This is a genomic window from Pseudoalteromonas sp. K222D (assembly GCF_017653575.1).
Classification (GTDB): domain Bacteria; phylum Pseudomonadota; class Gammaproteobacteria; order Enterobacterales; family Alteromonadaceae; genus Pseudoalteromonas; species Pseudoalteromonas nigrifaciens.
Genome location: NZ_JAGGDL010000022.1, coordinates 30494 through 56496, shown reverse-complemented (window position 1 = coordinate 56496; position 26003 = coordinate 30494). Strand labels below are relative to the sequence as shown.

The window sequence follows — 26003 nt, the reverse complement described above, 5'->3', positions numbered from 1 at the left end:
GTCCCCATCGTCTAGAGGCCTAGGACACCGCCCTTTCACGGCGGTAACAGGGGTTCGAATCCCCTTGGGGACGCCACTTACTTATTTTAAGTATTGTATAAAGCAGTGTGATACCAGACGTTCTATTCATGACGTTATCAAGAACAATTATATCTTGTAAATGCCGCTTAATTTATTTAATAAGCTAGTGCAGTGTTATAAGAATAAAACTACAAATTTATACCCTCATTTCACACTTCATTTTTATATCTATCTATTTACACTTCGTTACAAAACCAATCTTACAATTGTTTCATATTCCTTGTTGTACTTTTAATTAGTCTTTAAACTCATTGAGTTAATTTAAATATGGACTAAAAAATGAAACTCACAAAAATCGCACTTGCTGTTTTACTTGCATCAGGGTTAGCTGCATGTAATAGCTCAACTCAAGCTGTTGATAAAAAGATTATTACAGAAGCATCAATCCCAGGCGTTACACTTATTGAATCAGTGAAATCAAACGCAGGTGAAATCAACATACCGTATAAAAAATATAAACTAGATAACGGTTTAACTGTAATTGTGCATGAGGATCATTCAGATCCCTTAGTACACGTTGATGTAACATACCACGTTGGTTCTGCTCGCGAAGAGTTGGGTAAGTCAGGCTTTGCTCACTTTTTTGAGCATATGATGTTTCAAGGCTCAGAAAACGTTGCTGATGAGGAACATTTTAAAATAATATCTGAAGCAGGCGGTACTTTAAATGGTACAACTAACTCAGATAGAACAAATTATTTTGAAACCGTACCTGTAAATCAATTAGAAAAAATGTTGTGGCTAGAAGCTGATCGAATGGGCTTTTTACTAGATGCTGTAACCCAAGAAAAATTTGAAGTACAACGCGAAACAGTAAAAAATGAGCGCGGCCAACGCGTTGATAATCGCCCTTATGGTCGTTTAGGTGAGCGTGTTGCTCAAGCAATGTATCCAGATGGGCATCCGTATTCTTGGCCTGTAATTGGTTTTATGGATGACCTTAACCGTGTAAATGTGAATGACTTAAAAGCATTCTTTTTAAAGTGGTATGGCCCTAATAATGCAACGCTTACCATTGGTGGCGACATCAACGCTAATGAAATACTACCACTGGTTACTAAATACTTTGCGCCAATTCCAAAAGGCCCTGCAATACCTAAAGTAGAAAAAACAGCGGTAACACTAAATGCTGATAGATATATTTCAATGGAAGATAAGGTTCACTTACCTTTATTAAGTATGAGTTTTCCAACGACTTACGCTCGCTCTGAAGATGAAGCACCGCTGGATATACTTGCAGAAATATTAGGTGGGGGGAACAATTCATTACTATACAAAAACCTAGTTAAAAACCAGCTTGCAGTTCAAGCAAGTGCAAACCATCCATGCCAAGAGTTAGCATGCTCAATTAGTCTTTATGCTTTACCTAATCCTACAGCAGGAAAAACGTTAGCTGATATGGAAAAAATTATTCGTGATTCATTTGTTGAATTTGAAGAGCGTGGTGTTACACAAGATGATTTAGATAAAGTAAAAGCTAAAATAGAATCGGGTGCAATTTTTGGTCTGCAAAGCGTATCAGGAAAAGTCTCTCAACTTGCCGCGTCAGAAACGTTTACAGGTAACCCAAACTCAGCTAAAGATGAGATTGCACGTTATAACAAAGTTACAAAAGCTGATGTTATGCGTGTTTTTAATCAATATATCAAAGGTAAATCTGCCGTTATTATGAGTGTTGTGCCAGAAGGGCAGACTCAACTTATAGCTGCCCCAGACAACTTTACTCCTAAAGCGCATGATTTTGGAGGGCCATCGACCACTTCAGCTGATGATTTAGTGGCACGAAGAGCAGTTGATACATTTGATCGAAGTGTTCATCCAGAGGCCGGTGCAAATCCTGCTGTGGATGTTCCTGCACTTTGGCAAGCTAATACTGCAAACGGTATTAAAATATTAGGTACTCAAAGCACCGAAACGCCAACGACTGCTATTTTTATTAAAGTTCCGGGTGGCTTGTATAATGAACAAGCGAGTAAAGTGGGTTTATCGTCAATGACTGCATCGCTAATGAGTGAGGCTACGCAAAACTACACCACAGAGCAAATGAGTAACGCGCTTGAAAAGTTGGGTAGTCAAGTAAGCATATACGCTGATAAAACACATACAAATGTATATGTTTCTAGCTTAACTAAAAATCTAGATGCAACATTAAAGCTTGTAGAAGAAAAGTTATTTAAACCGGCATTTAATGCAGATGACTTTGAGCGTAATAAAAAGCAAAGCATTCAAAACATCCAACATTCAATGAAAGATGCAGGTTATTTAGCCTCTAATACGTATAGCAAATTACTATACGGAAATAACATAGCTTCACTACCAAGTAGCGGTACTGTTGAAAGTATAGAAGCCATTACGCTCGATGATGTTAAAGCTTTTTATAATGCAAACTTTAAACCGCAGGGTGCCCAAGTTATTATTGTTTCTGATTTAAAAGAATCAACAATTGAACCTAAAATTAAAGCTGCCCTTACAAACTGGCAGGGCAAAGCTTCAAGCGTTGATTTAAATTTTGCTGAGCCAAAAGTACAAACAAATGTAATTTATTTAGTTGATAAGCCTGGCGCACCGCAATCAGAAATTCGTATTGGTAAGCGTGGCATGGTTGAAGATATTACCGGTGAGTTTTTTAAAGCTAACTTAATGAACTTTGCATTGGGTGGCACGTTTAACAGCCGTATCAATCTAAATTTACGCGAAGATAAAGGCTACACTTATGGTGCTCGCTCTCATTTTTGGGGTGATAAAACATCAGGTGGCTTTACAGCCTCTGCAGCGGTGAGAGCAGATTCTACTGCTGCGTCTATTACAGAGTTTACCAACGAGCTTAATAACTACGCTCAAAATGGTGTAACAGACCAAGAGCTTATGTTTATGCGCAAAGCTATTAACCAAAAAGATGCGCTTAAATACGAAACACCTAATGCAAAACTTGGCTTTTTAGCACAAATATTAGAGTTTGATTTAAAACCTAGCTTTGTAAAAGAAAGAAATGAAATTGTTAGTAATATTAGCAAAGAAGAAGTTAACGCCTTAGCTAAAAAACATTTAAACACTAAAGAGATGATTTATTTAGTTGTTGGTGATGCCAAAACCTTGCGCCCTGAGCTTGAAAAGTTAGGCATGCAGGTGATTGATTACAGTTTATAACTGTTAAAATTAATCGATTAAAAACAAAAAGCCGCTACAAGCGGCTTTTTTGTTCTATTCAGTGCCAATAAAGCTGTTAATAGCTATTATAAGTATAAACGTCCAACTCATTAGGAGGTTATATATGGCAAGTGGATGGGCACGAGAAGGTGCAGTTCAAGATCAAATAGACGCAAGTGTTAACGATGCTGTTCAGTACGCTCGCAGTAATTTGGCTTCAGGCTCAAGTGCTGAGTTGTGCGAAGAATGTGATGCTGCGATCCCTCAAGCGCGTAGATTGGCGTTACCCGGTGTTCGTTATTGTGTTGCATGCCAGCAAGCAATTGAAGGCAAGAGCGCAACAGTGGGGGCTTTTAATCGCCGAGGCAGTAAAGACAGTCAATTGCGCTAAAAAAAGGTGCTAAAAGCACCTTTTTAATTTAAACCTACTTGCTTTAATACAAATTTAAAAACGACTCATATCTTCTTTTTTCTGAATAAGCTCAATTGCATAGCCATCAGGGTCTTTTACAAAAGCAATTTCAGTAGTACCACCTTTTACCGGGCCAGGCTCACGACTCACATTACCACCGGCAGCTTTAATATCAGCACATGTTTTGTAAATATCATCAAATTCAATGGCTATATGGCCATAAGCATTGCCTAAGTCGTAACTGTCTTGATCCCAGTTATAGGTTAGCTCTAATACCGTATTGTCCTTTTCGTCTCCGTAACCAACAAAGGCTAAGGTATAACGATATTCTTCGTTATCTGCACGGCGTAACTCTTTCATCCCAAGTACTTTGGTATAAAATTCGATTGATTTTTCTAAATCAGCAACACGTAACATAGTGTGTAATAAACGCATTTAAGCACCCTTGGATTGTCTTTAAATTTAAAAAATACTGTTACAACATGACGAAGGCTGCGCAAAATAGCGCTTATTATAAAAGTAAGCTAAAACTCATTTTTATAATATATCGCATGTTTGCTTAGCAGCTACTTTGGCCATACACAGAGTAAAACACTGCAATTTTAGACTCAAAATATAATTGCGTATTCAGCGCAGGCCGGAAAATATAACAGTAGTAAGTCTTGATGCACATTCTATGGTTTTCATATAGATTTGCAATACATCTAGGTTGCACAATCTCTTAAACAATTTCACTATGGCATTTATTTAGCGCGCAGAATCTAATTGCTCTGTTTCTACTAAGGCGCAAGCTTAGTTGAGGTATTAAAAGCAATAAAAACACCAGCCGAAGCGTAAAGTAGGTACAGGTACAGTCATAAATACAGCTATACTAGAGCAAGTATGTGCAGTGGCTACCGATTTAATAGGTACAACTGCTACGTAACCAAAATCACTCAGCGAACTTGTTAACTGTAATGTGCCAGTATTGCCCGGTGTTTTTAATACCGTGATATTATGGCGTTAAAATACGGCTTTGATGAGCAAAAACATTTTCCGCCATCTTTGTGTGATGGTATTAATTTTTTATCGGCGTATTTTTTGCTCTGTTAGTTTTTGCCGTAACAGGCGTTGCTAAAAAGGGTGAGTAGAGCAACAAAACTGGCGAGCAATTACAGATGCTTGTATAAAAGCTTTAAAACAGTAAGGAACCTATAATGAATTATTTAGCTACAACTATTCAACCCGGCGTTATAGTTGGCGATGAAGTAAGTGCGGTATATAAGCATGCCCGAACAAATCAATATGCATTACCTGCAGTTAACGTTGTTAGTACCTCGTCTATAAATGCAACTCTTGAAGCCGCGCAAACAATGAAGTCACCGGTTATCATTCAACTTTCAAATGGTGGAGCGCAGTTTTTTTGTGGTAAGGGCTTGTCGCTACCTGAACACCAAGGGGCTGTACTTGGCGCGGTTAGTGCTGCTAAGTATGTTCACTCTGTTGCTAAGCATTATGGTGTAGCGGTTATGCTACATACCGATCATGCTTCAAAAAAATTATTACCTTGGATTGATGGTTTATTAGATGAAGGCGAGCAGCATTTTGCACTTACTGGCAAGCCGCTTTTTAGTTCGCACATGATCGATCTTTCAGAAGAATCTTTAGAAGAAAATATTGAAATATGTGAACGTTACTTAGCGCGCATGGCAAAAATAGGCATGACCCTAGAAATTGAACTAGGATGTACCGGTGGTGAAGAAGACGGGGTGGATAACTCACATCTCGATAGCTCTGCGCTTTATACCCAGCCAGAAGATGTAGCTTACGCTTACGAGCGCTTAAGTCGTATTAGTCCAAACTTTATTATAGCGGCGTCATTTGGCAATGTTCATGGGGTATATAAACCGGGTAATGTTGTGCTTACTCCTACTATATTAAAAGACTCACAGGCCTATGTAGCAAAACAATTTGGCTTAGAGCATAACGCAATCAATTTTGTGTTTCATGGCGGTAGTGGCTCTGAGTACGATAAAATTGCAGAGTCGTTAACATACGGCGTAGTAAAAATGAATATTGATACAGATACGCAGTGGGCGTGTTGGAACGGTATTTTAAACTATTACCAAGACAAACAAGCGTATTTACAAGGGCAAATTGGTAACCCAGAAGGGGACGACAAGCCTAATAAAAAATACTATGATCCTCGCGTATGGCTTCGTCATACAGAGCAGCATATGGCCGCAAGACTAGAGCAATGTTTTAACGATTTAAATTGTGTAAATCGGTACAGCTCATAAAAATAGCTTGTTAGTAAGCTAAGGTAAGTTACTCGGTATGTTAGGCTCAACAGATCTGTTGAGCCTTTTAATACTAATAACGCCGTTTTCTATTACTAAACTATTTATTCGTTAAATAAAATACAGCTAAACATTAAAATAGTAATTCAAAAATTAACTCAATAACGCTTTATACAGCAGCAATGCCTAGCGACACAGCTGCTCAGTAAAAAGACTATGACCAAAAGACGCCTTACTTCTTAACCTTGCCTTTAAGAACATAGATCTCGCCATCGAAGCTTCCCTGAATCGTCAATCCTTGTCCCGCTAACTCTTTCAGATACTCTATATGATCTTCAGTTATATGCTGCCCCGGAACCAACAGTGGGATGCCCGGTGGATATGGCGTAACTAAACCGGCACAAATGCGGTTGTTACTTTTGCTAATAGGCACAGATTCGCGTTCGCCATAAAATGCATCGCTTGGAATACACGCTAGGTCGATGGCAGGTAAATTCTCCGGCAAGCGGGAGCGACGCGTCGATGTTGACAGTTTTACCTTACCGCTGTCGAGTTTTTTTAATGCATTGTACAGACGAATGATCTTCGAACGCGTACCTCCAAGCGTCAGTAAAACCAAGATGGTGCTGTGAGTGTATTTTTCTATTTCTAGCCCAATTTCATCCAGCAAGAATTTATGAATATCTTTTAAGGAATAAGGCAATTGACTAATATCGATGAGAATTTTTAGTGGATCATGGCCCATATTGTCTCCGCTAAAGTGCGGAAATATTTCCATAAAGTCTTGCTTACCAAGCACTTTAATATGGTTGAGCGAGGCCATTTGTTGTTTAAATTCTTCCACATGTTTTAGCAAGGCATTGAGCAGCTTATAGCCTTCCATTTCTAATTGCTTTTGGCACACGTCAAGCGACGCTATAAGTTGATACTTCGGCGATGTGCTGGCGTATATGCTGTAAATTTCTCGAAAGAAATCGGCATCAAAATCTGGATCGTTAATATGAATATAAGACGCCTGAGAAAACGCCGATACCACTTTATGCGCAGAATGGGTGATATAGTCGGCCCCAGCATGAATGGCAGAATAATAGCGTAAGCTGGGATGAAAAAGGGAGTAAGCAAACCACGCTTCGTCGATAAACACTTTAATACCATGTTGATGGGCAAAAGCTACCACTTGTTTCAGATCGCTAAGTAGGCCATCGTAAGTGCAACCAGTGAGAACCAGCAATTTTGCATCGGTATTTTGCTCGATCGCCTGCTTTATGTCGGCCAACGAAGGTGGTGCGAAGATCCCATATTTAGGATTTAAAATACTCGATAAATAAATGGGAAAACTAGCTGATTGCAATATGCCATAGTGCACAGATTTATGACAATTTCGGTCGATGATTACTTTATCGCCCTTGCGTAGCAGTGTCTGCAAAATGATTTTATTTGAGGTAGATGAACCGTTCGTAACGAAATAGGTATGCTTAACTTCAAACGTCGCCGCTGCTGATTCTTGAGCGCGGCCAATGGTATTGGTACTGTCTGACAATGAACCTAACGAATCGACTGAAACCGACAGGTCGCCAACAAATACATTACGGCCATAAAACTGATAAAAATCTTTGATATAAGGGGAGTTTCTAAAGCTAGAACCGCCGCTATGGCCAGGCGTGTGCCATGAATCGTTTGCTTCGCCAACATAACGGCGATATGCCGTCCAGAATGGGGTTTCTCCTCGATCATCGAAGTCGTTGATCATATAACCTAATATAGCTTCTGGGTCAGAAATCACCTCATCTTTAAAAAAGAAAGACTCAATTTCCCCCGACTCGTTAACTATTTCTAACCCTTTAGTGTCGTCGCCGATTACATACACAGGCAACTCGATACGGATCCCTTTTAACTGCTCGATAAAGCGACTATATGTTCTCTCGCCCTTGTTGTGTACATCCCAACTGAGAACCACAGCTTGAATATCACCATCTTCCTCTACATATTCCAACGCTTGCTTGAGATCAAGACATTCAATTATGTCGATATGAACATCATTTCGCTCAAAGTTAGGGATCGTTTTCGACAGATTTGTTGAAAGCTCTTGCAAGATGATAGGGTCTTGCTCAATTAACAAGATACGAAGTAAAGGTAACATAGGCGTTTTCGCAATAAAATTTCATAATGTTTAGTAGCATAACCAAAGGATTGATACTTGTGAAATTAATAGTTTGAAAATGCGCCAATAATTACGCAAAATCACGAATAAATAGATTTTATTTAAATTGACTTACAAGGTATGAAAAATCAAAGGTGCCAAAGTCAGCCACCTACTTTAAAAAACAAAAAGTAATACTGGAATGCGCATTAATTATTGAGTTGAAGTAGCTCATACCTGACTTACAGCTATGAGCGAGAAGCGGACATTGAGATTGGCCAAATATCGTCGTGAATTAATTGGTTAAACTGTGTCGTTAGCGCATATATTAATGAAAATGAGCGACGCGCGCATTATTGTTCTATTAAACTTTACTTTAAAGCTTTAAAAAACTTAGTGGTAGTAATACCTTAGGTAATTTGCTAAAACTATATAAAGTAGATAAATGAGCGTTAAATCGGCAGAAATATGCTCGATGAGTGAACTATTAAACTTTTCAAGGAAGAATTTATGAATTTCAAAGTTATTAAAAATGTTGTATTAATTGGAATTGTGCTAGCCGCGGTGGCTGCTGCATTTTTTAAGGCACAACAATACAAAGAGGATTACACTTCTGATTTTGTTGATGAAACGATTTACTCTTCGGTATTAAGCGAAAACAGGAAAATCTTTGTTCGGCTACCTAGTAGTTACGAGCGAAGTAAAAAATACCCGCTAATTATTAAAACTGACGGCAATTTTAATCTGGTACGCTGGGATGAAACACTGGCTGAGCTAAGCTCACAGGACATTATAGAAGATTCTATAATTGTTGCTATACCTAATTTATTTTGGGTTGATTCGAGAAACAGGGATTTAGTTCCTCCGTACGCTCGACGTGATGTAAGTATTGAAGCTCGCCCTGAAAACGATAATCATCCGGATATATTTGGTAAAGCTGATAAATTTTTAGCATTCATCGAAACTGAATTACTCCCATATCTTGAGAAGAATTACTCTATCAACGACAACAGGTTGTTAAGTGGCTTTTCGGCAGGTGGGAGTTTGGTACTCTATACAATTGTTACTAAACCGGATCTTTTTAGCGGGTACTTTGCTTTTAGCCCAGCAGCTTGGTACGACGATTCGGTGGTTGTAAAAGAGTTTGCAGAAAACTTGCCCGCTACCGATGGTAAACCTATTTTCTTATACCTTAGCTTGGGTGCAAAAGAAAACGAAATTATTACTGGTTCTTTCAAAGGGCTACTTAGTGCTTTGGAAACCAATGCTCCCGCCAATTTACAATGGGCACACAGTTATAGCGAAGGTGCTGGGCATAATGCAAATCCATATGTTTCTGTGCCTAAAGCGCTTACTAAGTATTATGAGTTTTGGGCGAAAATTTAACAAGGCCAGGCGACGTCTTTTCCGTTACGGCGTTGCTTTCACTACAAAGCCGCGCGTGCTGGCTGCGTTGAGGCTGTAGAATTACTCTTTTTCAAGAAAAACAGCCTGTTTTACGGGTTCCAAATGCATCACCTCATGCTTTAAAAACGCTTAGAGTTAATTGCAGGAACTCGTTTTTTAATTGAATTTGGCTGTTGGAGTTATTCTACAGTCTCGTTATGCCACAGTGTAATCCAATATTTGAGAGTGTTTAATGGATAAATCGTTCACCTTAGAGCTACCTGAAGCAGATGGCTCAATAAAAGAAGTAACAACAAAAAATAGCTTTTTATTAATTGGAGCAAATGGTTCAGGAAAAACCCGATTAGGGACTTGGATTGAAATGGAATCAACGCAGAAAGATAAAGTGCATCGAATCTCTGCCCAGAAGTCATTGGCTATGCCTGATAATACAACGCCAACATCAATTGAAAAAGCCCAAAATAATTTACTTTACGGCTATGCAGATACACCTGAAGGACAAGGTATGGTGTATAAACCTAATTCTAAATGGAGTAGTAAACCTGCAATTACTCTTTTAAATGACTATCAGAAATTAATGGTGTATTTATTCTCGGATCATACTGAAGAAGGGGCAAAGTATCTTGCCGCATCTAAGTTGACTAGTGACAAAGTTAGTACGCCTACAACCAAACTAGATTTAGTTAAGTAAGTTTGGGAGAAAGTTCTTCCTCATAGAGAGTTGGTTCTTGGTGGTTTGAGAATTCAAACTAAAGTAAAAGGATCAGATGATAGCTTATATAGTTCATCAGAAATGAGTGATGGTGAAAGAGTCATCTTTTACCTTATTGGGCAATGCTTAGCAGCAAAAGAAAACGGAATAATTGTTATTGACGAGCCTGAAATCCACTTACATAAGTCTGTACAAGCTCCATTATGGAGAGAAATACAAAAATTAAGGGCAGATTGTCTATTTGTGTATTTAACTCATGATGTGGATTTTGCTGTGTCATTACAGGAATCAGAGAAAATCTGGTTACAAGCCTATGACGGACAAAACTGGGAGTGGGATTTAGTAGAAAGTGTGGATGGTTTACCTGAAGAATTATTAGTTGAGATTTTGGGTAGCAGAAAGCCTATTGTATTCATTGAAGGAGAAAATGGAAGTTTTGATACATCTCTTTATCGCTCTCTACTAAGTGATTTTCTAGTAATACCAAGAGGGTCATGCACTCAAGTCATTGAATCAACAAAAGCACTTAAGAGTAGTCCACAGTTGCATCACTTAAATGTGTATGGAATTATTGATAGAGATAGACGCGTTGATGCTGAAATTTCATCTTTAGAAGCTAAAGGGGTATTTACGTTACAAGTAGCAGAAGTGGAAAACTTATTTTGCACTAAAGAGTTACTAGCAATTGTAAGTAAGAGACTTTCAAGAAACGAAGAAGATGACTTTAATGCAGTCGTTAAATTTGTGATTAATCGGTTGAGTTCAGAGCTAGAAAATCAAATATCATTAAGGACTGTAGGTGAAATTAAATTTCGTCTCAACATGTTTGACGATAATACTAAAGGTGCAGAAAACCTCTATATTGCCTTGACGACTCTTACTGAAAATATAGATGTAAGTGAAATATATCAAGAAAATAAGGCTTTATTTGAAGGAATAATAGAAACATCCGATTACAACAAATTACTAAAAACATATAATAGAAAGTCACTTTCTAGCCAAATAGGAGTGCATTTAGGTTTGAAAGGTGGCGAGTTACCTGAGTTTGTAGTACGAATTGCCAAAACAGATGCAGTAAACGAGTTAAGAAATACATTAAAACCATACTTTGGTAACTTTGCTAACTTAATGGCATAACAAGCGCTTTAAACGTAACAAAAACAGTTGGTTAGGTTCCGCTTCGCTCCACATTATAACCAACAATTTTTGTCCGCTTAAGCGGGCGTTACCACTGTCTGCAATTGGCACTTTAACGAAGTTCGGCTTGGAGCGATAAGCGGACATTGAAAAAGTAAAAACTATTGTTTATGTCAGCTTGTAGAGAAAGCTGACATAAACATATATAGAAGTATGACCAGTAATAGCACACCAATTTAAGCAGGGTTAACATAAAATATGGTCATTCTGTTTCCCCTTTAAAAGATTGCTATTTCTCATCCAAATTAACAATATTGTGAGCACCAAACCACTCACTGGCTTTAGCAATCACATTTGCACTAGGTTGATGGAAAAAAACAGCAAGGTTTTCTTTAGCCCGTGTGCAACACACATAAAATATTTTTTCTGTCCTCTGCCGTACACTTTCTTTTCCTCCTCCTTCAAATAAATTTTTAAAGTTATAGCTATTCCATTGGCCATTATCTAGAACGACAAGTACATTAGGATACTCTGCACCCTTAGTCTTATGCTGTGTTGAAAGAGGAGTGTAGCCTTCTAAGTATTGATATAACCCTCTAAATTGTTGATAAGGTATTTGACAAACTTGCTGATAAACATAATTTCTAGATACTTTAAACCTTTCTAATTTATCATCTTCAACAACAAGGTTAAGTTGATTCGCAAGAGCTATAACTTCGTCAATAGATCTATTTTCAACTTTAATCAATTCTTCCATTGATTCTTTTAAGTTTTTCTTATCAGCAACTGATGTTATTGAGAAATCAGTAATTCTTGAAAACTCATTAAATCTTTTTTCTTTATACAAATAAATACAGTGCTCAATTTTAAATAAATGCTTGATCAGATCGTCCCTATTAGAACTTGGCTTGCTTAAGTCATCAGCCCTATTTTTTTTATCATCAAGCAACATGTCTTTATCAATGTAAAGTTTGGATATTTCGTCATAAAGCTGCGCGAATGCTAATTCATAAACATGGGGGTTATCATCTATATATTTTTGCTGCCCTTCGGTAGGTGCAAGAAGTTTAGGAATACCATCTTGTAAACCACATAACTCCTCATATACATGCTTAAATGTTCTGCCTTCAGTATCTATCTTAATATCATTCTTTTTTATATACCCCTTAACACGCTTAATAGATTCTAAAATTTTATCTTTATCGTAAATGCGCATTAAATCACCAAAACCTGCTTTTCCTGCAATTAGATTGTGAGTTAGGTTAAGTTCTTTGGTCTCAATTGAACTATCAAAGTCCCAAGCTAAGTGATGACGGACTGCGCCTAAATCATCGTTATTGGAATATAGGAAAAGTGCACTTCCTTGTTTTGCTGTCCCATCTGCATTCATATTAGGCGCGTTAATATCTTCTGATGGCTCCTGCATTAAGCCATCAGTTCTTATTTTGTTAGCGAGATCTATAACAAGTTGAGGATTCCGTCGGTTTTGGACTTTTTTGACCTCCATAACTGTTGGTGTCAGTAGAGTATATTCTTTTAAATTATTAATGACTGAGAAGTAAGTTCCCTGCTTGTTCTGTTCCTTTTTTAATGCGGTAATACGTTTAGGTTGAGTATTTCCATTTAAATTCCCGACGCTTCCTTCGTAAATTGACTGCATCGCATCACCAAAAAAACCAACAATGTTTCTTTTAGGTGATTGATTTAAGTTCTCTAGCAGCAACTTTACTACGTTAGGAGCTGTATCTTGATACTCATCAACAAGAATAAATGGGTATGAATCTTTAGTTATAGTGCAGAGTTTTTCATATTTTTCATACATTTTGCAGGCAAGAATGATCACCTCATCATGAGAAATACAACCATCTTTAATCCTCACAAACTCTTTGTATTTAATATCACCATCAAGATCATCAAAATAATTATTTGCGACTTTCTCTCCATCTGGAGATTTTATTTTGGGCTGTTCGTCATCATTTATTAATTCAATTAGCGTACTCTTCAGTTCACACTGAAAGTGCTTAATATTACTCCATAAAAAATCATGAATAGTCGAAACATGAAGATGTTCATGCTGAACACGCTCTTCAATCTCATCGACTGCTACATTCGTATAGGTAATACAGGCAATAGATGTTGTTGGATTTTCAACTAAAACGGCTTTTAATATTTCAACTAGAGAGTAGGTTTTACCGCTACCAGCACCACCGCTTAATAAAAAGCTATAGCCTTGTCTTATTAACCCAATAACTTTTTGGGATTCAGTAGTAAGATGCGATATATCTAATTCTTGCGTAGCCATAATAATCCTTCCTTGATATAGCTAGGGACTTGCCAATTACTAAATTCATTATCAACAGTTTTTTCGCTATTCAGTAATATTTCAATAGCTAATGTTGGCTTGCTATTTACTGCTTTTTCAGCAAAGTCGAATGGGCAAGCATCGTCACTGTCTACATAAATATCAAAATGTTTCTTTGTTAATGAAGGAAAAGCTTCTGCATTCTTACCTAATAGATCTTTATTTAAACTAAAAAAGGCGTCTTCAAAGCTACGTCCATGATAGCCGTCCTCGTTTGTTTGGTAAGCCATTAGGAAGTATCCATCAGGATCTTGAATCCATTGGGTACCATCTTTTCTTAATGACTTTTGATTAATGGATAAATTTTTGTAAAAAGCTAAATCGTCATTACCGAAGAAAAATTTTAATGATGCATTTGAAGTTTGGTCAGCGAGTGGATCTGAAGGCTTACATTTAATTGTCTCTTTCTTTGTATTACCATCCTTAATAATATCTCGTACATATTGACTATCAATATCAGTAATAACTAATGATTTAACCCCGATAAAATCGATGAATTTCTCAAATGTTTGCGAATAAGCACCAACCTCAACCATTGAGATATTTTGAGATAATAATGGTGTTTCATCAGGAGCACTAAACTCTTGATCAATTTTTTTCATCATGGCAGGGACTAATATTTTTTCAGTCTCTCCTTCAATAAAAATAGCTTTGTCCGCAAAAAATAGCTCTGCTCGATTTAAAGTCAAATACTGCTTCAAGAACTTATAAGCTTTTTTCAGTTTAATATCTTCAGCATCATCTTCTGATTTGTACTCATCTTGAAGTGATTTCAGGTTTTTTGCTTTAACATCACAGGTTGAGTTGTTTTTTCGCAAATACTTAATATCATCAAAATCACATTCAGAAACAATATGAGATGAGTGTGTTGTAATAGCCGTTTGAAGTTGAATCGTTATTCCATCATCGCGTTCTCGATTACCTTTCAATAATGTTTTAATGTTTTTGATAAAGATATATTGCATTTGAGGATGAGTGTGCGCTTCTGGCTCTTCAATAAAAAATAAATTAATAGCAGCAGGTTTATCTTTTAGCGTACGTCGAAATTTACTCATGACCATTTCAATGTCAAAGATCATGCTTATTAAATTCATATACCCTAAACCATTATAATGCTCTGGTAGGTCATGAGTATCGTGCGAGTACATCACTGTTGTATTGCCATCAAGTAAATCTCGATGCTGTAACGTTGATGCTACTTTTAGTTTGGTATCCGTAGGATTTACACCACCAAATTGATTAACTTTCTCGATTAAGCCATTAAACATTTCAGCATAAATTCTACTTAATTCTTCATCAGTATTTCGAAGAGTTTCTTTAAACTTATCGGATGCATCTATTTGTTCATTGGTTTCGTCAGAGCGTTTATAAATCTTAGCCGTTTGATGAGATAATGTTTTATCATTATCTTTATTTGTTACGCTTCTTTTGGCACTAATAAAGTTGAATGACAAAATGTTGTTGAGGAGTATATTCTCTTTTACAAGGTCAATAAAAACAGCTTCATTGCTGAATAAAAGGCTCTTCTTTTTTACCGAGCCAAAATAGTCACCTAGGTGCTCCTTAAGAAATAATTCAGGGTTATTATCAAACTTCTCAGATTGTTCAGTATAGTCATCTTTAAGTTTCAGAAGCTGTTCATGGCCGATATTATATTCAAACTTAAGGACAATATTATTGTCATCGGGGTCTAAGCTCATTATTAGTGAACGGACTTGTGACAAATCATCTTGGCCTGTGTAATCAATATATATTTTAAGTTCAATTCCTAACGGTTGATAGTCATTAGCAATAGGAAGATCTTTATGACCTAATAGGTATTGAAGTAAATCTTTTTTCAGTTCAACGTTAAAGTCATCTAGCGTAATACATCTTCGGCTTGATTGATTAAGAAATTTATCAAGTGCGGTCAATACAGAAGTTTTTCCTGTGTTATTCTTACCAAGAATAAGCGAAAGTTCATCTTCAAGATCTAAAGAAAAATCCTTTAACAACCTGAAATTTTTAATTTGAATTTTTGATATTTTCAATTTTAGTCCTTTATAAATACCTAGCTTTTCTTTCGAATTAAGCTTGGCTTTCCTTGTATATATTGTCTGATTGATTACCCACTAAATTTGACCATATCACAATAATATTTTTAAATAAAACAAATAGCTAATGGTTAGGCATGAGCTTGATCTCACACAATAAAAAACTCCTTAGCAGGGCTTTTTAATCAAAGTAGGAATAATGTCGTTACCATTGAGTTTATGTATTACTCCCACCATCATCTAACGTCTGCTTATGGCACTTTCCAGCCATCCGATAATATAAAATGCTGATAATAATAATTGGCAAGATATTTTACTGTGTCGGATGGCGCTTCGCTTATCCGACCTACATCCGGTACTTTTTTAGGTAATCGATAATACATAACGCTAATGTTAACTGGCACTGCCTTTTTTCGTTGGGTTTCGCTGCGCTCAAACCAACGTCAAAAGGTAGGTTGGTTAAGCCGAAGGCGCCACCCAACAAAGTTTCAGATTCACGCCTTGAAGGCCCGTTAATGGTACATATGGGACTGTCAGATTTGATCGAGCCCTATTAGTTGGATTTGACAGATCAAGTAAGATTTATTCATCTAAGCAATCAAAAAAATTAGACAGAAATGCTCCTCTCTGTAAATAAATCAAGCAGCTATTTAGCTGCTTTTTATTCTTCGGTCTTTTCTTTAAACTCACATAAATCTTCGATGATACAACTGCCACACTTAGGTTTGCGCGCCACACAGGTATAACGCCCGTGCAGTATTAGCCAGTGGTGTACATCGACCTTAAATTCTTTAGGCACTACTTTTTCAAGCTTTTGCTCAACGGCTACAACATCTTTACCCATGGCGAGCTTAGTACGATTAGAAACACGAAAAATATGCGTGTCTACGGCGATTACAGGCCAGCCAAACGCGGTGTTGAGTACTACGTTTGCGGTTTTTCGGCCAACGCCAGGTAGGGCTTCTAGTGCTTCTCGGTTTTCGGGAACTATGCTGTTGTGTTCATCCACCAAAATTTGGCACATTTTATAAACGTTTGCCGCTTTAGAATTAAATAAGCCGATGGTTTTTATATAATCTCGCAGTGTATCGTGGCCTAAATCTAAAATGGCTTGTGGTGTGTTAGCCACAGGGAATAACTTTCGAGTGGCTTTATTAACGCCTACATCGGTTGCTTGCGCTGAGAGCGTTACAGCGACAAGTAACTCAAACGGGCTTGAGTATTCAAGCTCGGTTTCTGGGTGCGGGTTATCGTCGCGTAAGCGAGTAAGAATTTGGTGGCGTTTTTCTTTATTCATATTACTTAAGCGCACACCTTATTAATGTGCGCTTTTCCTATTAAGTTAAGCTAGTAACACGAGCACGAGGGCCTTTTTCAGCCTCTGGCGGTGCAATTTGCTTTGATTTTATTTGTGCGTCAATTACATTTTTAGCGGCAATAAGTAGCCCAAGACCTAAAAAGGCACCCGGTGGTAAAATTGCGAGTAAAAATTGATTATCAAAGCTAAATACTTCAATGCGTAAGCTTTGTGCCCAAGGGCCAAGTAACAAGTCGGCGGCATCAAATAAAGTGCCTTGCCCAATTAGCTCGCGCATTGCGCCTAAAACAACAAGCACAATCATAAAGCCCAAACCCATCATTAGCCCATCAAACGCCGATAAGTGAACTGGGTTTTTAGACGCGTATGCTTCAGCGCGACCAATAATGGCGCAGTTAGTAACAATTAACGGAATAAAAATACCTAACGACTGATAAAGCCCATAGGTATAAGCGTTCATTAATAGCTGCACTATAGTTACAAAGCCGGCAATAATCATGACAAATACCGGTATACGAATATCTTTAGGTACCCAGTTTCGCACTATTGATACACTAATGTTAGAACCCACTAAAACAAGCAGTGTAGCCAGCCCTAAGCCAAGTGCGTTAGTAATGGTAGACGTAACAGCAAGCAGTGGGCAAAGGCCTAATAGCTGTACTAGGGCAGGGTTGTTGACCCACATACCGTCTTTATATAGTGTTTTTAATTCACTCATTTAGTTACCTCCACACATTGGGCATTAGGTGCTGCAAAAATAGCATCAAATTCACTTTGAGCAAATAATACGGCATTTTTTACCGAGCCAACCACAGCGCGAGGTGTAATAGTTGCACCGGTAAATTGATCAAACTGGCCACCGTCTTTTTTAACCGCCCAACGTGCATCGCTACTGCTTTGTACAGTTAACGTTTTAAAGCTAGTGATCCACGGTGATTTTTTAACTTCTACTTTATCACCAAGGCCTGGAGTTTCTTCGTGCTTAGTGGTACGCACACCGGCAATACTACCATCACTTAAAACCGCGGTTAGTAAGTTAATATCACCACTGTAACCACTTGGCGTTACGTGCCTTACAATAAGGGCTACAGGTTCATTGTTTTTACGGGCACGGTAAACTATTTGATTAGCGTAAGGGCCTAGTCGTTCATCTGAAATAATAACGCAATCTGTTGTTAGCTCGTTGTCGTAAGTACTAGGGTCGAGCACTTCTTGTAATTGTGAAGTAAGGTGCAATAGCTCTTGCTCTGCTATTTTATCGGCGGTAAGCATATTAATAGAGGCAACCAGCCCTGTAGTCACTAATGCAAAAGCAGTTAAAATAGCGCCGTTTTTAGCCATAGAGGATAGTATCATTTTGCTGCTCCGTGGCCATAAGTGCGCGGCTGTGTGTAGTAGTCAATTAAGGGAACAGCAATATTGAGCAGTAATACACTAAAAGCAACAGCATCAGGGAAGCCACCAAAGGTGCGAATTAAATACACTAATAAGCCAATAGCTGCGCCATAAATTAAGCGCCCTTTATTGGTGGTGGCAGCCGACACCGGATCGGTAGCAATAAAAAATGCAGCCATCATAGTGGCACCACTTAATAGATGAAATATTATGCCAGGCTCTGTACCGGGCGCTGCTATATAACCTATGCCACTGCACAGTGCTAAGCTTGCAATAAAACTTACTGGGATATGCCAGTTAATTATTTTTTCTTTTAAAAGGTATAAACCACCGGCTAAAAAGCCTAAGTTAACCCACACCCATCCATGTCCAGCCCACTCATTAAATATCGGCTTTTGCATGCTTTCGGTTACGGTTAAACCATGGGCAATATCTGTTTTAATAGTGTCCAGTGGGGTTGCCATAGTAATGCCATCTATACCTGCACGTACTTGATCTAAACTAAAACCGGTGGCAGTAAAGTCGGTAAAAACAACCCTAAGCTGCTCGGTAAAACCAATCGGAGTATTTAATAACTCGGTAATTGGCATCCACGCGGTCATTTGTACCGGAAACGAAATTAATAATAATACATAAGCGGCCATAGCAGGGTTAAATAAATTAAACCCTAAACCACCATAGAGCTGCTTAACTATAACGATGGCAAATAAACAGCCAATAATAACTATCCACCAAGGGGCTAATGGCGGAATGCTCAATGCAAGTAGTACTGCGCTAAGCCACGCGCTGCCATCACTTAACGCAGGCCAAACGGGGCGTTTGCGAAGTAGCATTACTGCAGCTTCAAATACACTTACAGCAATCAGCGCTAATATGAGCTGAATAAGCACACCTGTACCAAAAAAGATGATCTGAGCAATTAGCCCAGGAATACACGCAGCAATAACGCAAAGCATTAATCGGGTTAACGATTTATGGCTATGGCTGTGAGGCGAACTGGCCATGGTTAATTTCACGACTGATCATTTCCTTCTTTTTGAGACTTTTTGGCTTTTGCTCGAGCAATAGCAGCAGCTACTGCGGCTTTTTTCTTGTCATCGTTCGCTTTAGGCTCGTCGGCTTTAGTACTAGATGCGGCGTCGTTATTCTCAACAGCGCTCGTTACTTGCGCATCATCAGTTGTACTTTCAGCATCGGCTAATGCTTTTGCGGCCTTTTTCGCTTTGGCGCGAGCAATGGCTGCGGCTACAGCGGCTTTTTTGTCATCAACGGGTACATCGTTTTGCGGTGTATCGTCAGTTGTACTTTCAGCATCGGCTAATGCTTTTGCGGCCTTTTTCGCTTTGGCGCGAGCAATGGCTGCGGCTACAGCAGCTTTTTTGTCATCAACGGGTGCATCGTTTTGCGGCGCATCATCAGTTGTACTTTCAGCATCGGCTAACGCTTTAGCGGCTTTTTTCGCTTTGGCGCGAGCAATGGCAGCGGCTACAGCAGCTTTTTTGTCATCAACGGGGGCCTCGTTTTGCAGCGCATCATCGGTTGTACTTTCAGCGTTTGCTAGTTGTGCGGCCTTTTTAGCTTTAGCGCGAGCTATGGCTGCGGCTACAGCGGCTTTTTTGTCATCAACGGGGGCCTCGTTTTGCGGTGCATCGTCAGTTGTACTTTCAGCGTTTGCTAGTTGTGCGGCCTTTTTAGCTTTAGCGCGAGCTATGGCTGCGGCTACAGCTGATTTTTTATCATCAGGGCTTGCTGGCTCATCACTTTGTGCTTTTTGCTCTTTATATTGTCGAGCTTGTTCTTTACGCAATGCGCGTTCTTTTGCTACTTCGCTATTATCAGGTTCAAGTGCATCGCCTTGTTGCTTTTTAGCTTTAGCACGGGCAATCGCTGCGGCTACGGCTGATTTTTCATCGCTATTAGCTGATTTACTTTTAACTCTTGCTAAAGCATCGGCTACTTTTTGTTTTTCGTCTGGTGTTTTAACTGCAGGCTTACGTTTATGGCGATTTTGCCGCTCAGCTTGTTCGCGATCAAGGCGCTCTTTTCGCGCATCAAAACGCTCTTTAGCACGATCTGCTTTAATTTTTTCTGCTTGCTGCTCTTTTATTTCTACCTTGGCTACTCGGTAGTACTGCACTAGCGGTATTTCACTTGGGCAAACGTAGGCACACGCGCCGCATTCTATGCAGTCAAACAAATTGTGTTCTTGTAGTTTGTCGTATTCTTTTGACTTAGCAAACCATTGTAATTGCTGAGGTAATAAAGAAGCAGGGCAAGCATCCGCACAGGCACTACAGCGTATACAGGCTTTTTCTGGGCCGGGCTCTGCAAGCTCTTTATGATCGGGCGCGAGTATACAGTTAGTGGTTTTTACCACGCCAATACGAATTGTTGGTAGGGTAAAGCCCATCATTGGGCCGCCCATAATTACTTGTTGCTGTGGTACCGGCGAAAAACCTTGGCAATCGAGCAAGTGCTTTATTTCGCTGCCTAATAAAGCCCATACATTTCCGGGTTTATGAATAGTATTACCCGTTACTGTGACTACGCGCTCAATTAAGGGTTTACCTTCATAAACAGCTTGTTGTATAGCAAATAAAGTACCGGTGTTATGTACCAGTATACCAACATCTGCCGGAATGCCATTATTAGGCACTTCGCGATTAGTAAGCAGTTTAATAAGCTGTTTTTCGCCACCAGAGGGATAAATAGTGGGCACTTTTTGCACCAATATTAAGCTATTATGCTCCGCTGCTTGTATCATTGCAGCAATTGCTTCTGGCTTGTTGTCCTCTATACCCACAATGCATAACGTAGGATTGAGCAGTTGTTGCATTAGCTCAATACCTTGCACTATTTGCTTGGCATGCTCGCGCATTAGCATGTCATCAGCTGTTATATAAGGTTCGCACTCAACCGCATTAATAATTAAAAACTCGATAGGTTGCTTAGTATCGGCTTTAACATAAGTTGGAAAACCAGCGCCTCCCATACCACTAATGCCCGCTTGATGAATAATATTAACAAGTTCATCGTGGCTTAGCGTTGCTGGGTTTTTAATTGGGTTAAGCTCGCACCATAAATCTTTACCATCGGGCTCAATTATTACACTAAGTTCAGGTAGGGCCGAAGGGTGCGCCGAAGGCATTAACTTTATGTCGGCTATTGTGCCTGAGGTTGGCGCATGCATAGGCACCGACCAGTTAGCTTTAGGTATGGTTAAAGCTTGGCCTTTTAAAACGTGCTGACCTTTCTCAACAATAAGTTTACCGTTAGCACCTATGTGTTGTTTAAGTGCAACTACGAGTTTGTCGGGTAATGGCAAGCGAGTAATACTGGCACTATTAGAGAGTGATTTTTGTTGTGGTGGGTGAACGCCGCCAGGGAATGGCCAAACGACCCCTTTTTTTATTTGTTCAAGTAACTTATCCACTCAAACCTCTAATCTATTTGTGTAACGGGAATTGCATTTAACTGCCATTTCCAGTTTTGTTTAGTTTCGGCTACAGGGAGCATATCAATGCAATCTACAGGGCAGGGCTCTACGCATAAATCGCAGCCAGTACATTCGTCAATTAATACAGTATGCATTTGTCGAGTTGCACCAACAATGGCGTCAACTGGGCATGCTTGTATACACTTGGTACAGCCAATGCATTCGTCTTCGCGAATATATGCCACAGTTTTAATTGGTTCAGCTTGCTCTCCGCCAGCTAAGGGCTTGGGATCAACGCCCATTAATTCGGCGAGCTTTTTCATAGTAGCTTCGCCGCCAGGTGGGCATTTGTTTATTTCGTCGCCATTGGCAATCGCTTCGGCGTATGGCCTACAGCCAGGGTAGCCACATTGGCCGCATTGAGTTTGCGGTAAAATGGTATCAATTTGCTCAACAATAGGGTTACTTTCTACCCGAAAGCGGATAGCGGCAAATCCTAAAATTAGGCCAAAAACTAATGCCAGTGAGCCTAGTGCTATTAATGCATAAAACAAGGTCATATTAAAACTTCACTAATCCGGTAAACCCCATAAATGCCATCGACATTAAGCCTGCGGTAATTAAGGCAATAGAGGCACCTTTAAAGGGGGTAGGAACATCGGCCGCTGCAAGGCGCTCTCGCAGGGCAGCAAACAATACAAGTACTAACGAAAAACCAACTGCGGCACCAAAGCCATAAACCGCCGACTGTAAAAAGGAGTGATCTTCTTTAATGTTAAGTAATGCAACGCCTAGCACAGCACAGTTTGTGGTTATAAGGGGTAAAAAAATACCCAGCAAGCGATATAAAGTAGGGCTTGTTTTACGTACTACCATTTCGGTAAATTGTACTACTACAGCGATCACTAAAATAAAGCTCATGGTGCGTAAATAGGTAATATCCAACGGTATTAAAATATATTGGTTAACTAAGTAGCTGGTTACAGAGGCAAGGGTAAGCACAAAAGTGGTAGCCAAAGACATACCTATAGCCGTGTCTAGTTTACTCGACACGCCCATAAACGGACACAAGCCTAAAAATTGTACTAATACAAAGTTATTAACCAGAACAGTGCCAATCAATAACAATACATATTCTGTCATGTGTGCCTCGCGCTATTAAAATCCAATGCATTATCCTTTTTTCTGCCGAGATAAACAACATGTGGAGTAGTTATCAGTCAAATAAATAAGGTAAAATAATTAACGCATAATGAAGATGTAAAATTACTGTAATTTGTTTGTAGAGTTTATTTAACGTTATGGTTTTAGTATGGGTGACAGTACTGAAAATAAAGCAAAAAAGAGCAACAAGTGCTCTTTTTATTAATTAAATAACCTGAACTTGGGTTAACTACGCCCTTATATCAAATGTCTTTAGGTTTTTCTATGTAGTAACCTTGTACACCATCTAAGCACAGGGTTTCTATAATGTGCTTTTCTTCTTGGCTTTCGACCCCTTCAGCAAAAACACTTACACCAATCCTGTGTGCTAAATCGACCATTAAGCGCATAAAATATTGATTGTTTTTATCATCTTCTAGGCCGCGGGTATAACTGGCATCCATTTTAATAAAGTCTGGTTTTAAATCGCGGAAAAACTTAAACGATGTTAAGCCAACACCAAAACGCTCAACTGTTATGCGAGCACCCACGCGATGAATCATGTCAATAAAGCGTTTACTCGCTTTAATGTTTTGTTGTAGCCCAAATTCACTTACTTCAAAAACAAGTTTTGATGCAATATGGGTATCTTTTAATAATCGGCGTTCTAACCAAATTACAAACTGGTCGTTGTGCGCACTTGAAGGCGTAACATTTAAACCAAAAAACTTTTCTGAAAGATTTCGGCTTTTTATTTTCTCAAGTGATGAGTCAATAATTAGCCTGTCGATTTCTATAGCCATATCAAGTTTTTCGGCCATGGCTAAAAATGAGGCTGTAGGTAGCATTTGATTATCTTCGGTTTTAAATCGCACCTGAATCTCAGCATACGCTTTAATATTTTTGCCCAAAGGCATAATATTTTGCATTACTAAATGCACACGTTTAGCTTCAATTACTTCATTTATAACTTTGCGCCAATTTTGATTACCAAATCCAGCACTTACATTATTAATTAAATCGCTTTCGCGCTGTACATGCCAAGCGTTAGCATGTTTTGATTGCGCCATACTCATGGCGTTATCTACTACCGAAAGTAACTCACCAAGTGGTTTTGCTTTTTCGTAACCCACAATACCAGTATTAGCCACTGAGCTGAGCTCTTGGGTTTGTTGATACTGAGTAAAGCGAGATTGTAAGTTTTCACCAAAACGTTCGGCTTCTTTTAGCGGTATATTAGGTAATACAGCTACAAAATCAGAACTATTAAGTCTAAATACTTGGCTGCCAGTGTAGGTGCCACTAATGTGCTTAATAATATCAGCCACACCTTTAATGTATTCATCACCTTTTTGATAACCGCGGGTTTGGTTAATAGATTGCAGTTCACTACACCTAATTAAAGCGAGTGTACCAAAAGTGCTTTTTTCGCTGTTTTCTATATTTTTTTCATAATACTCAACAAACATATTCCGATTGCCTAAATCGGTTACACCATCTTTATAGGCTTGGTGTTTTATTGTGAGTGCTGCGTTTTGCAGATCTTCATTTTTACTTTTCAAAAAGTGCGATAAACGATTAAAGCTAGGAACTAAGCTCTTTCCTTGGCTTTTGAGCCTGCTTGTATCAAGGCTGACTTCTAGGTCATGATCTAACTGGTTTTGATTTATATAAACATCAATAACATCAGCCACGTCCATACTAATTCTTTTATTTACTCTATGAGAAAGGGTCTTCATTAACGCCATAGGAATAAGGACTAAAAAAGTACTAACAAGCACAATAATAAAAAACGCGCTTTGTAATAAGTGTGCAAAACGTTGCACATTAAGTGTAAATTCTACTTTTATATCAGTATTACTACCGCTTACAAACTGGGGACGTACCGAGTTAAAATTTGTTTGTACAAATTCGGCAATAAAAGGCAGTGCAGGGGAATGCGTTACTTTAAATACTTCAGCTCCTTGATTGTCTCTGAGGATGAAGTTTGCAAAAGTATCGTTATTAGTAATAGCGCGTTTAAAATTGTTTGTTGATATATCAGATAAAGTTAAACCATCTATATAATTTTGGACTGTAGCTTGTGCATTTTTTTGCGCTTCGTTAACTGTGTAATTAAAGCTAATAGCTATAAAATAACTACCAACGGCAACACATGCTAACCAAGAGAGTATTTGTATTAATATGAGTTTTTTAAAGCCTGCCATTTTTTCAATCTTTTAATTGTCAGAAAGGGAAGGAATCAAATCCTTGATTTATAAACTAATCGTAACACGAAAATTGAGTGAATATACTTTAGTTATTAATCAGAAAGGGTAGTAGATATTGAGAGGAATGTCTATGGAATTATTAGCAATTGGCTCCCCCTCCCCGACTCGAACGGGGGACCTGCGGATTAACAGTCCGTCGCTCTAACCAACTGAGCTAAGGGGGAACTAAAGTAGTGCTATTTTATGATTTGGCTCCCCCTCCCCGACTCGAACGGGGGACCTGCGGATTAACAGTCCGTCGCTCTAACCAACTGAGCTAAGGGGGAACTACTATCATAAACATAAACTTGGCTCCCCCTCCCCGACTCGAACGGGGGACCTGCGGATTAACAGTCCGTCGCTCTAACCAACTGAGCTAAGGGGGAATCGTTTATGGTTGAAAAAACTTGGCTCCCCCTCCCCGACTCGAACGGGGGACCTGCGGATTAACAGTCCGTCGCTCTAACCAACTGAGCTAAGGGGGAAGCGTCTTGCCTTTCAACGGGGCGAAATATTAATGATCCAGCCGCAAAGTGTCAACACATAAAAGATCATAAATACAAAAAAGAACTCTATTCGTTGTTTTTGTGTTCGATCTGCACGTTTTATAGCACAAATGCCAAAATTAAAGCGCATCATTTTTATGAAAAAGTACTTTTGTTTTTAAAAATTATTAAATTAAAGGGCGTATTTACTTAATTTAAAATATAAAAAACAGCCATTACACCTAAAAATAGCGCTCAATATTACAA

General features: G+C 38.8%; 18 protein-coding genes and 5 tRNA genes. 7 read left to right on the top strand and 16 right to left on the bottom strand.

Features of this window, described 5'->3' with window-relative positions:
* From J5X91_RS11965 to J5X91_RS11955, 3 genes are all read left to right on the top strand, one after another.
* Positions 1-76 (top strand) — tRNA-Glu (locus J5X91_RS11965).
* Between the two features lie 284 nt (positions 77-360).
* Positions 361-3228 (top strand): pitrilysin family protein, encoded by a 2868-nt coding sequence (locus J5X91_RS11960; protein WP_011327775.1) that lies wholly within the window; start codon positions 361-363, stop codon positions 3226-3228.
* Positions 3229-3352: 124 nt separating this feature from the next.
* A complete protein-coding gene (locus J5X91_RS11955) occupies positions 3353-3619 on the top strand; it encodes a DksA/TraR family C4-type zinc finger protein (RefSeq protein WP_089367986.1) in 267 nt (88 codons plus the stop codon).
* A 54-nt stretch (positions 3620-3673) separates the two neighbouring features.
* On the opposite strand, the gene gloA is transcribed toward J5X91_RS11955, so the two are convergent.
* Positions 3674-4075 carry a lactoylglutathione lyase gene (gene gloA, locus J5X91_RS11950; protein ID WP_011327777.1) on the bottom strand — a complete coding sequence of 134 codons (402 nt, stop codon included), beginning with the start codon at positions 4073-4075 and terminating at the stop codon, positions 3674-3676.
* A 761-nt stretch (positions 4076-4836) separates the two neighbouring features.
* Between gloA and fbaA the strand changes: the two genes are divergently transcribed.
* Complete coding sequence (fbaA, locus tag J5X91_RS11945; protein ID WP_011327779.1) at positions 4837-5919, top strand: class II fructose-bisphosphate aldolase; 1083 nt, start codon at positions 4837-4839, stop codon at positions 5917-5919.
* A 232-nt stretch (positions 5920-6151) separates the two neighbouring features.
* Here fbaA and J5X91_RS11940 read toward each other — a convergent pair whose 3' ends face one another.
* On the bottom strand, positions 6152-8059 hold the full coding sequence (locus J5X91_RS11940; protein WP_179806768.1) for an aminotransferase class V-fold PLP-dependent enzyme: 1908 nt from the start codon (positions 8057-8059) through the stop codon (positions 6152-6154).
* A 510-nt stretch (positions 8060-8569) separates the two neighbouring features.
* On the opposite strand from J5X91_RS11940, the gene J5X91_RS11935 reads away from it, so the two are divergent.
* The 3 genes from J5X91_RS11935 to J5X91_RS11925 all read left to right on the top strand — a co-directional run bounded on the left by J5X91_RS11935 (position 8570) and on the right by J5X91_RS11925 (position 11315).
* Positions 8570-9445 (top strand): alpha/beta hydrolase-fold protein, encoded by an 876-nt coding sequence (locus J5X91_RS11935; protein ID WP_179807943.1) that lies wholly within the window; start codon positions 8570-8572, stop codon positions 9443-9445.
* A gap of 253 nt (positions 9446-9698) precedes the next feature.
* The gene (locus tag J5X91_RS11930) at positions 9699-10157 is read left to right on the top strand and encodes a hypothetical protein (RefSeq protein ID WP_208834919.1); all 459 of its coding nucleotides are present in this window, start codon (positions 9699-9701) and stop codon (positions 10155-10157) included.
* Positions 10158-10202: 45 nt separating this feature from the next.
* A complete protein-coding gene (locus tag J5X91_RS11925; RefSeq protein ID WP_208834918.1) occupies positions 10203-11315 on the top strand; it encodes a DUF4435 domain-containing protein in 1113 nt (370 codons plus the stop codon).
* Positions 11316-11604: 289 nt separating this feature from the next.
* Here the strand turns inward: J5X91_RS11925 and J5X91_RS11920 are convergent, their stop codons facing one another.
* The 14 genes from J5X91_RS11920 to J5X91_RS11855 all read right to left on the bottom strand — a co-directional run bounded on the left by J5X91_RS11920 (position 11605) and on the right by J5X91_RS11855 (position 25736).
* On the bottom strand, positions 11605-13617 hold the full coding sequence (locus J5X91_RS11920; RefSeq protein ID WP_208834917.1) for a UvrD-helicase domain-containing protein: 2013 nt from the start codon (positions 13615-13617) through the stop codon (positions 11605-11607).
* On the bottom strand, positions 13599-15707 hold the full coding sequence (locus J5X91_RS11915) for an ATP-dependent endonuclease (protein WP_208834916.1): 2109 nt from the start codon (positions 15705-15707) through the stop codon (positions 13599-13601). The genes J5X91_RS11920 and J5X91_RS11915 overlap by 19 nt, the downstream gene beginning before the upstream one ends.
* 664 nt (positions 15708-16371) lie before the next feature.
* Positions 16372-17007, bottom strand: a complete 636-nt coding sequence (gene nth, locus J5X91_RS11910) for an endonuclease III (RefSeq protein WP_041454385.1) — start codon at positions 17005-17007, stop codon at positions 16372-16374.
* A 40-nt stretch (positions 17008-17047) separates the two neighbouring features.
* Positions 17048-17746: an electron transport complex subunit E gene (locus tag J5X91_RS11905; protein WP_182683227.1), complete on the bottom strand. Its 699-nt coding sequence runs from the start codon at positions 17744-17746 to the stop codon at positions 17048-17050.
* Entirely contained in the window at positions 17743-18384 is a 642-nt protein-coding gene (gene rsxG / locus J5X91_RS11900) for an electron transport complex subunit RsxG (RefSeq protein ID WP_011327787.1), read from the bottom strand. The genes J5X91_RS11905 and rsxG overlap by 4 nt, the downstream gene beginning before the upstream one ends.
* Positions 18381-19439 (bottom strand): electron transport complex subunit RsxD, encoded by a 1059-nt coding sequence (gene rsxD, locus J5X91_RS11895; protein WP_041454387.1) that lies wholly within the window; start codon positions 19437-19439, stop codon positions 18381-18383. Before rsxD ends, rsxG begins: the two co-directional genes overlap by 4 nt.
* The gene (rsxC, locus tag J5X91_RS11890) at positions 19436-21856 is read right to left on the bottom strand and encodes an electron transport complex subunit RsxC (protein ID WP_208834915.1); all 2421 of its coding nucleotides are present in this window, start codon (positions 21854-21856) and stop codon (positions 19436-19438) included. The genes rsxD and rsxC overlap by 4 nt, the downstream gene beginning before the upstream one ends.
* A gap of 8 nt (positions 21857-21864) precedes the next feature.
* Positions 21865-22419: an electron transport complex subunit RsxB gene (gene rsxB, locus J5X91_RS11885; RefSeq protein WP_011327790.1), complete on the bottom strand. Its 555-nt coding sequence runs from the start codon at positions 22417-22419 to the stop codon at positions 21865-21867.
* A gap of 1 nt (position 22420) precedes the next feature.
* Entirely contained in the window at positions 22421-23002 is a 582-nt protein-coding gene (gene rsxA / locus J5X91_RS11880) for an electron transport complex subunit RsxA (protein WP_011327791.1), read from the bottom strand.
* 263 nt (positions 23003-23265) lie between these two features.
* Positions 23266-25209 (bottom strand): EAL domain-containing protein, encoded by a 1944-nt coding sequence (locus J5X91_RS11875; RefSeq protein WP_011327792.1) that lies wholly within the window; start codon positions 25207-25209, stop codon positions 23266-23268.
* A 150-nt stretch (positions 25210-25359) separates the two neighbouring features.
* Positions 25360-25436: transfer RNA gene (locus tag J5X91_RS11870), tRNA-Asn, on the bottom strand.
* Positions 25437-25461: 25 nt separating this feature from the next.
* Positions 25462-25538: transfer RNA gene (locus J5X91_RS11865), tRNA-Asn, on the bottom strand.
* Positions 25539-25560: 22 nt separating this feature from the next.
* Positions 25561-25637 (bottom strand) — tRNA-Asn (locus J5X91_RS11860).
* Positions 25638-25659: 22 nt separating this feature from the next.
* Positions 25660-25736: transfer RNA gene (locus J5X91_RS11855), tRNA-Asn, on the bottom strand.
* Positions 25737-26003: the final 267 nt, after the last annotated feature.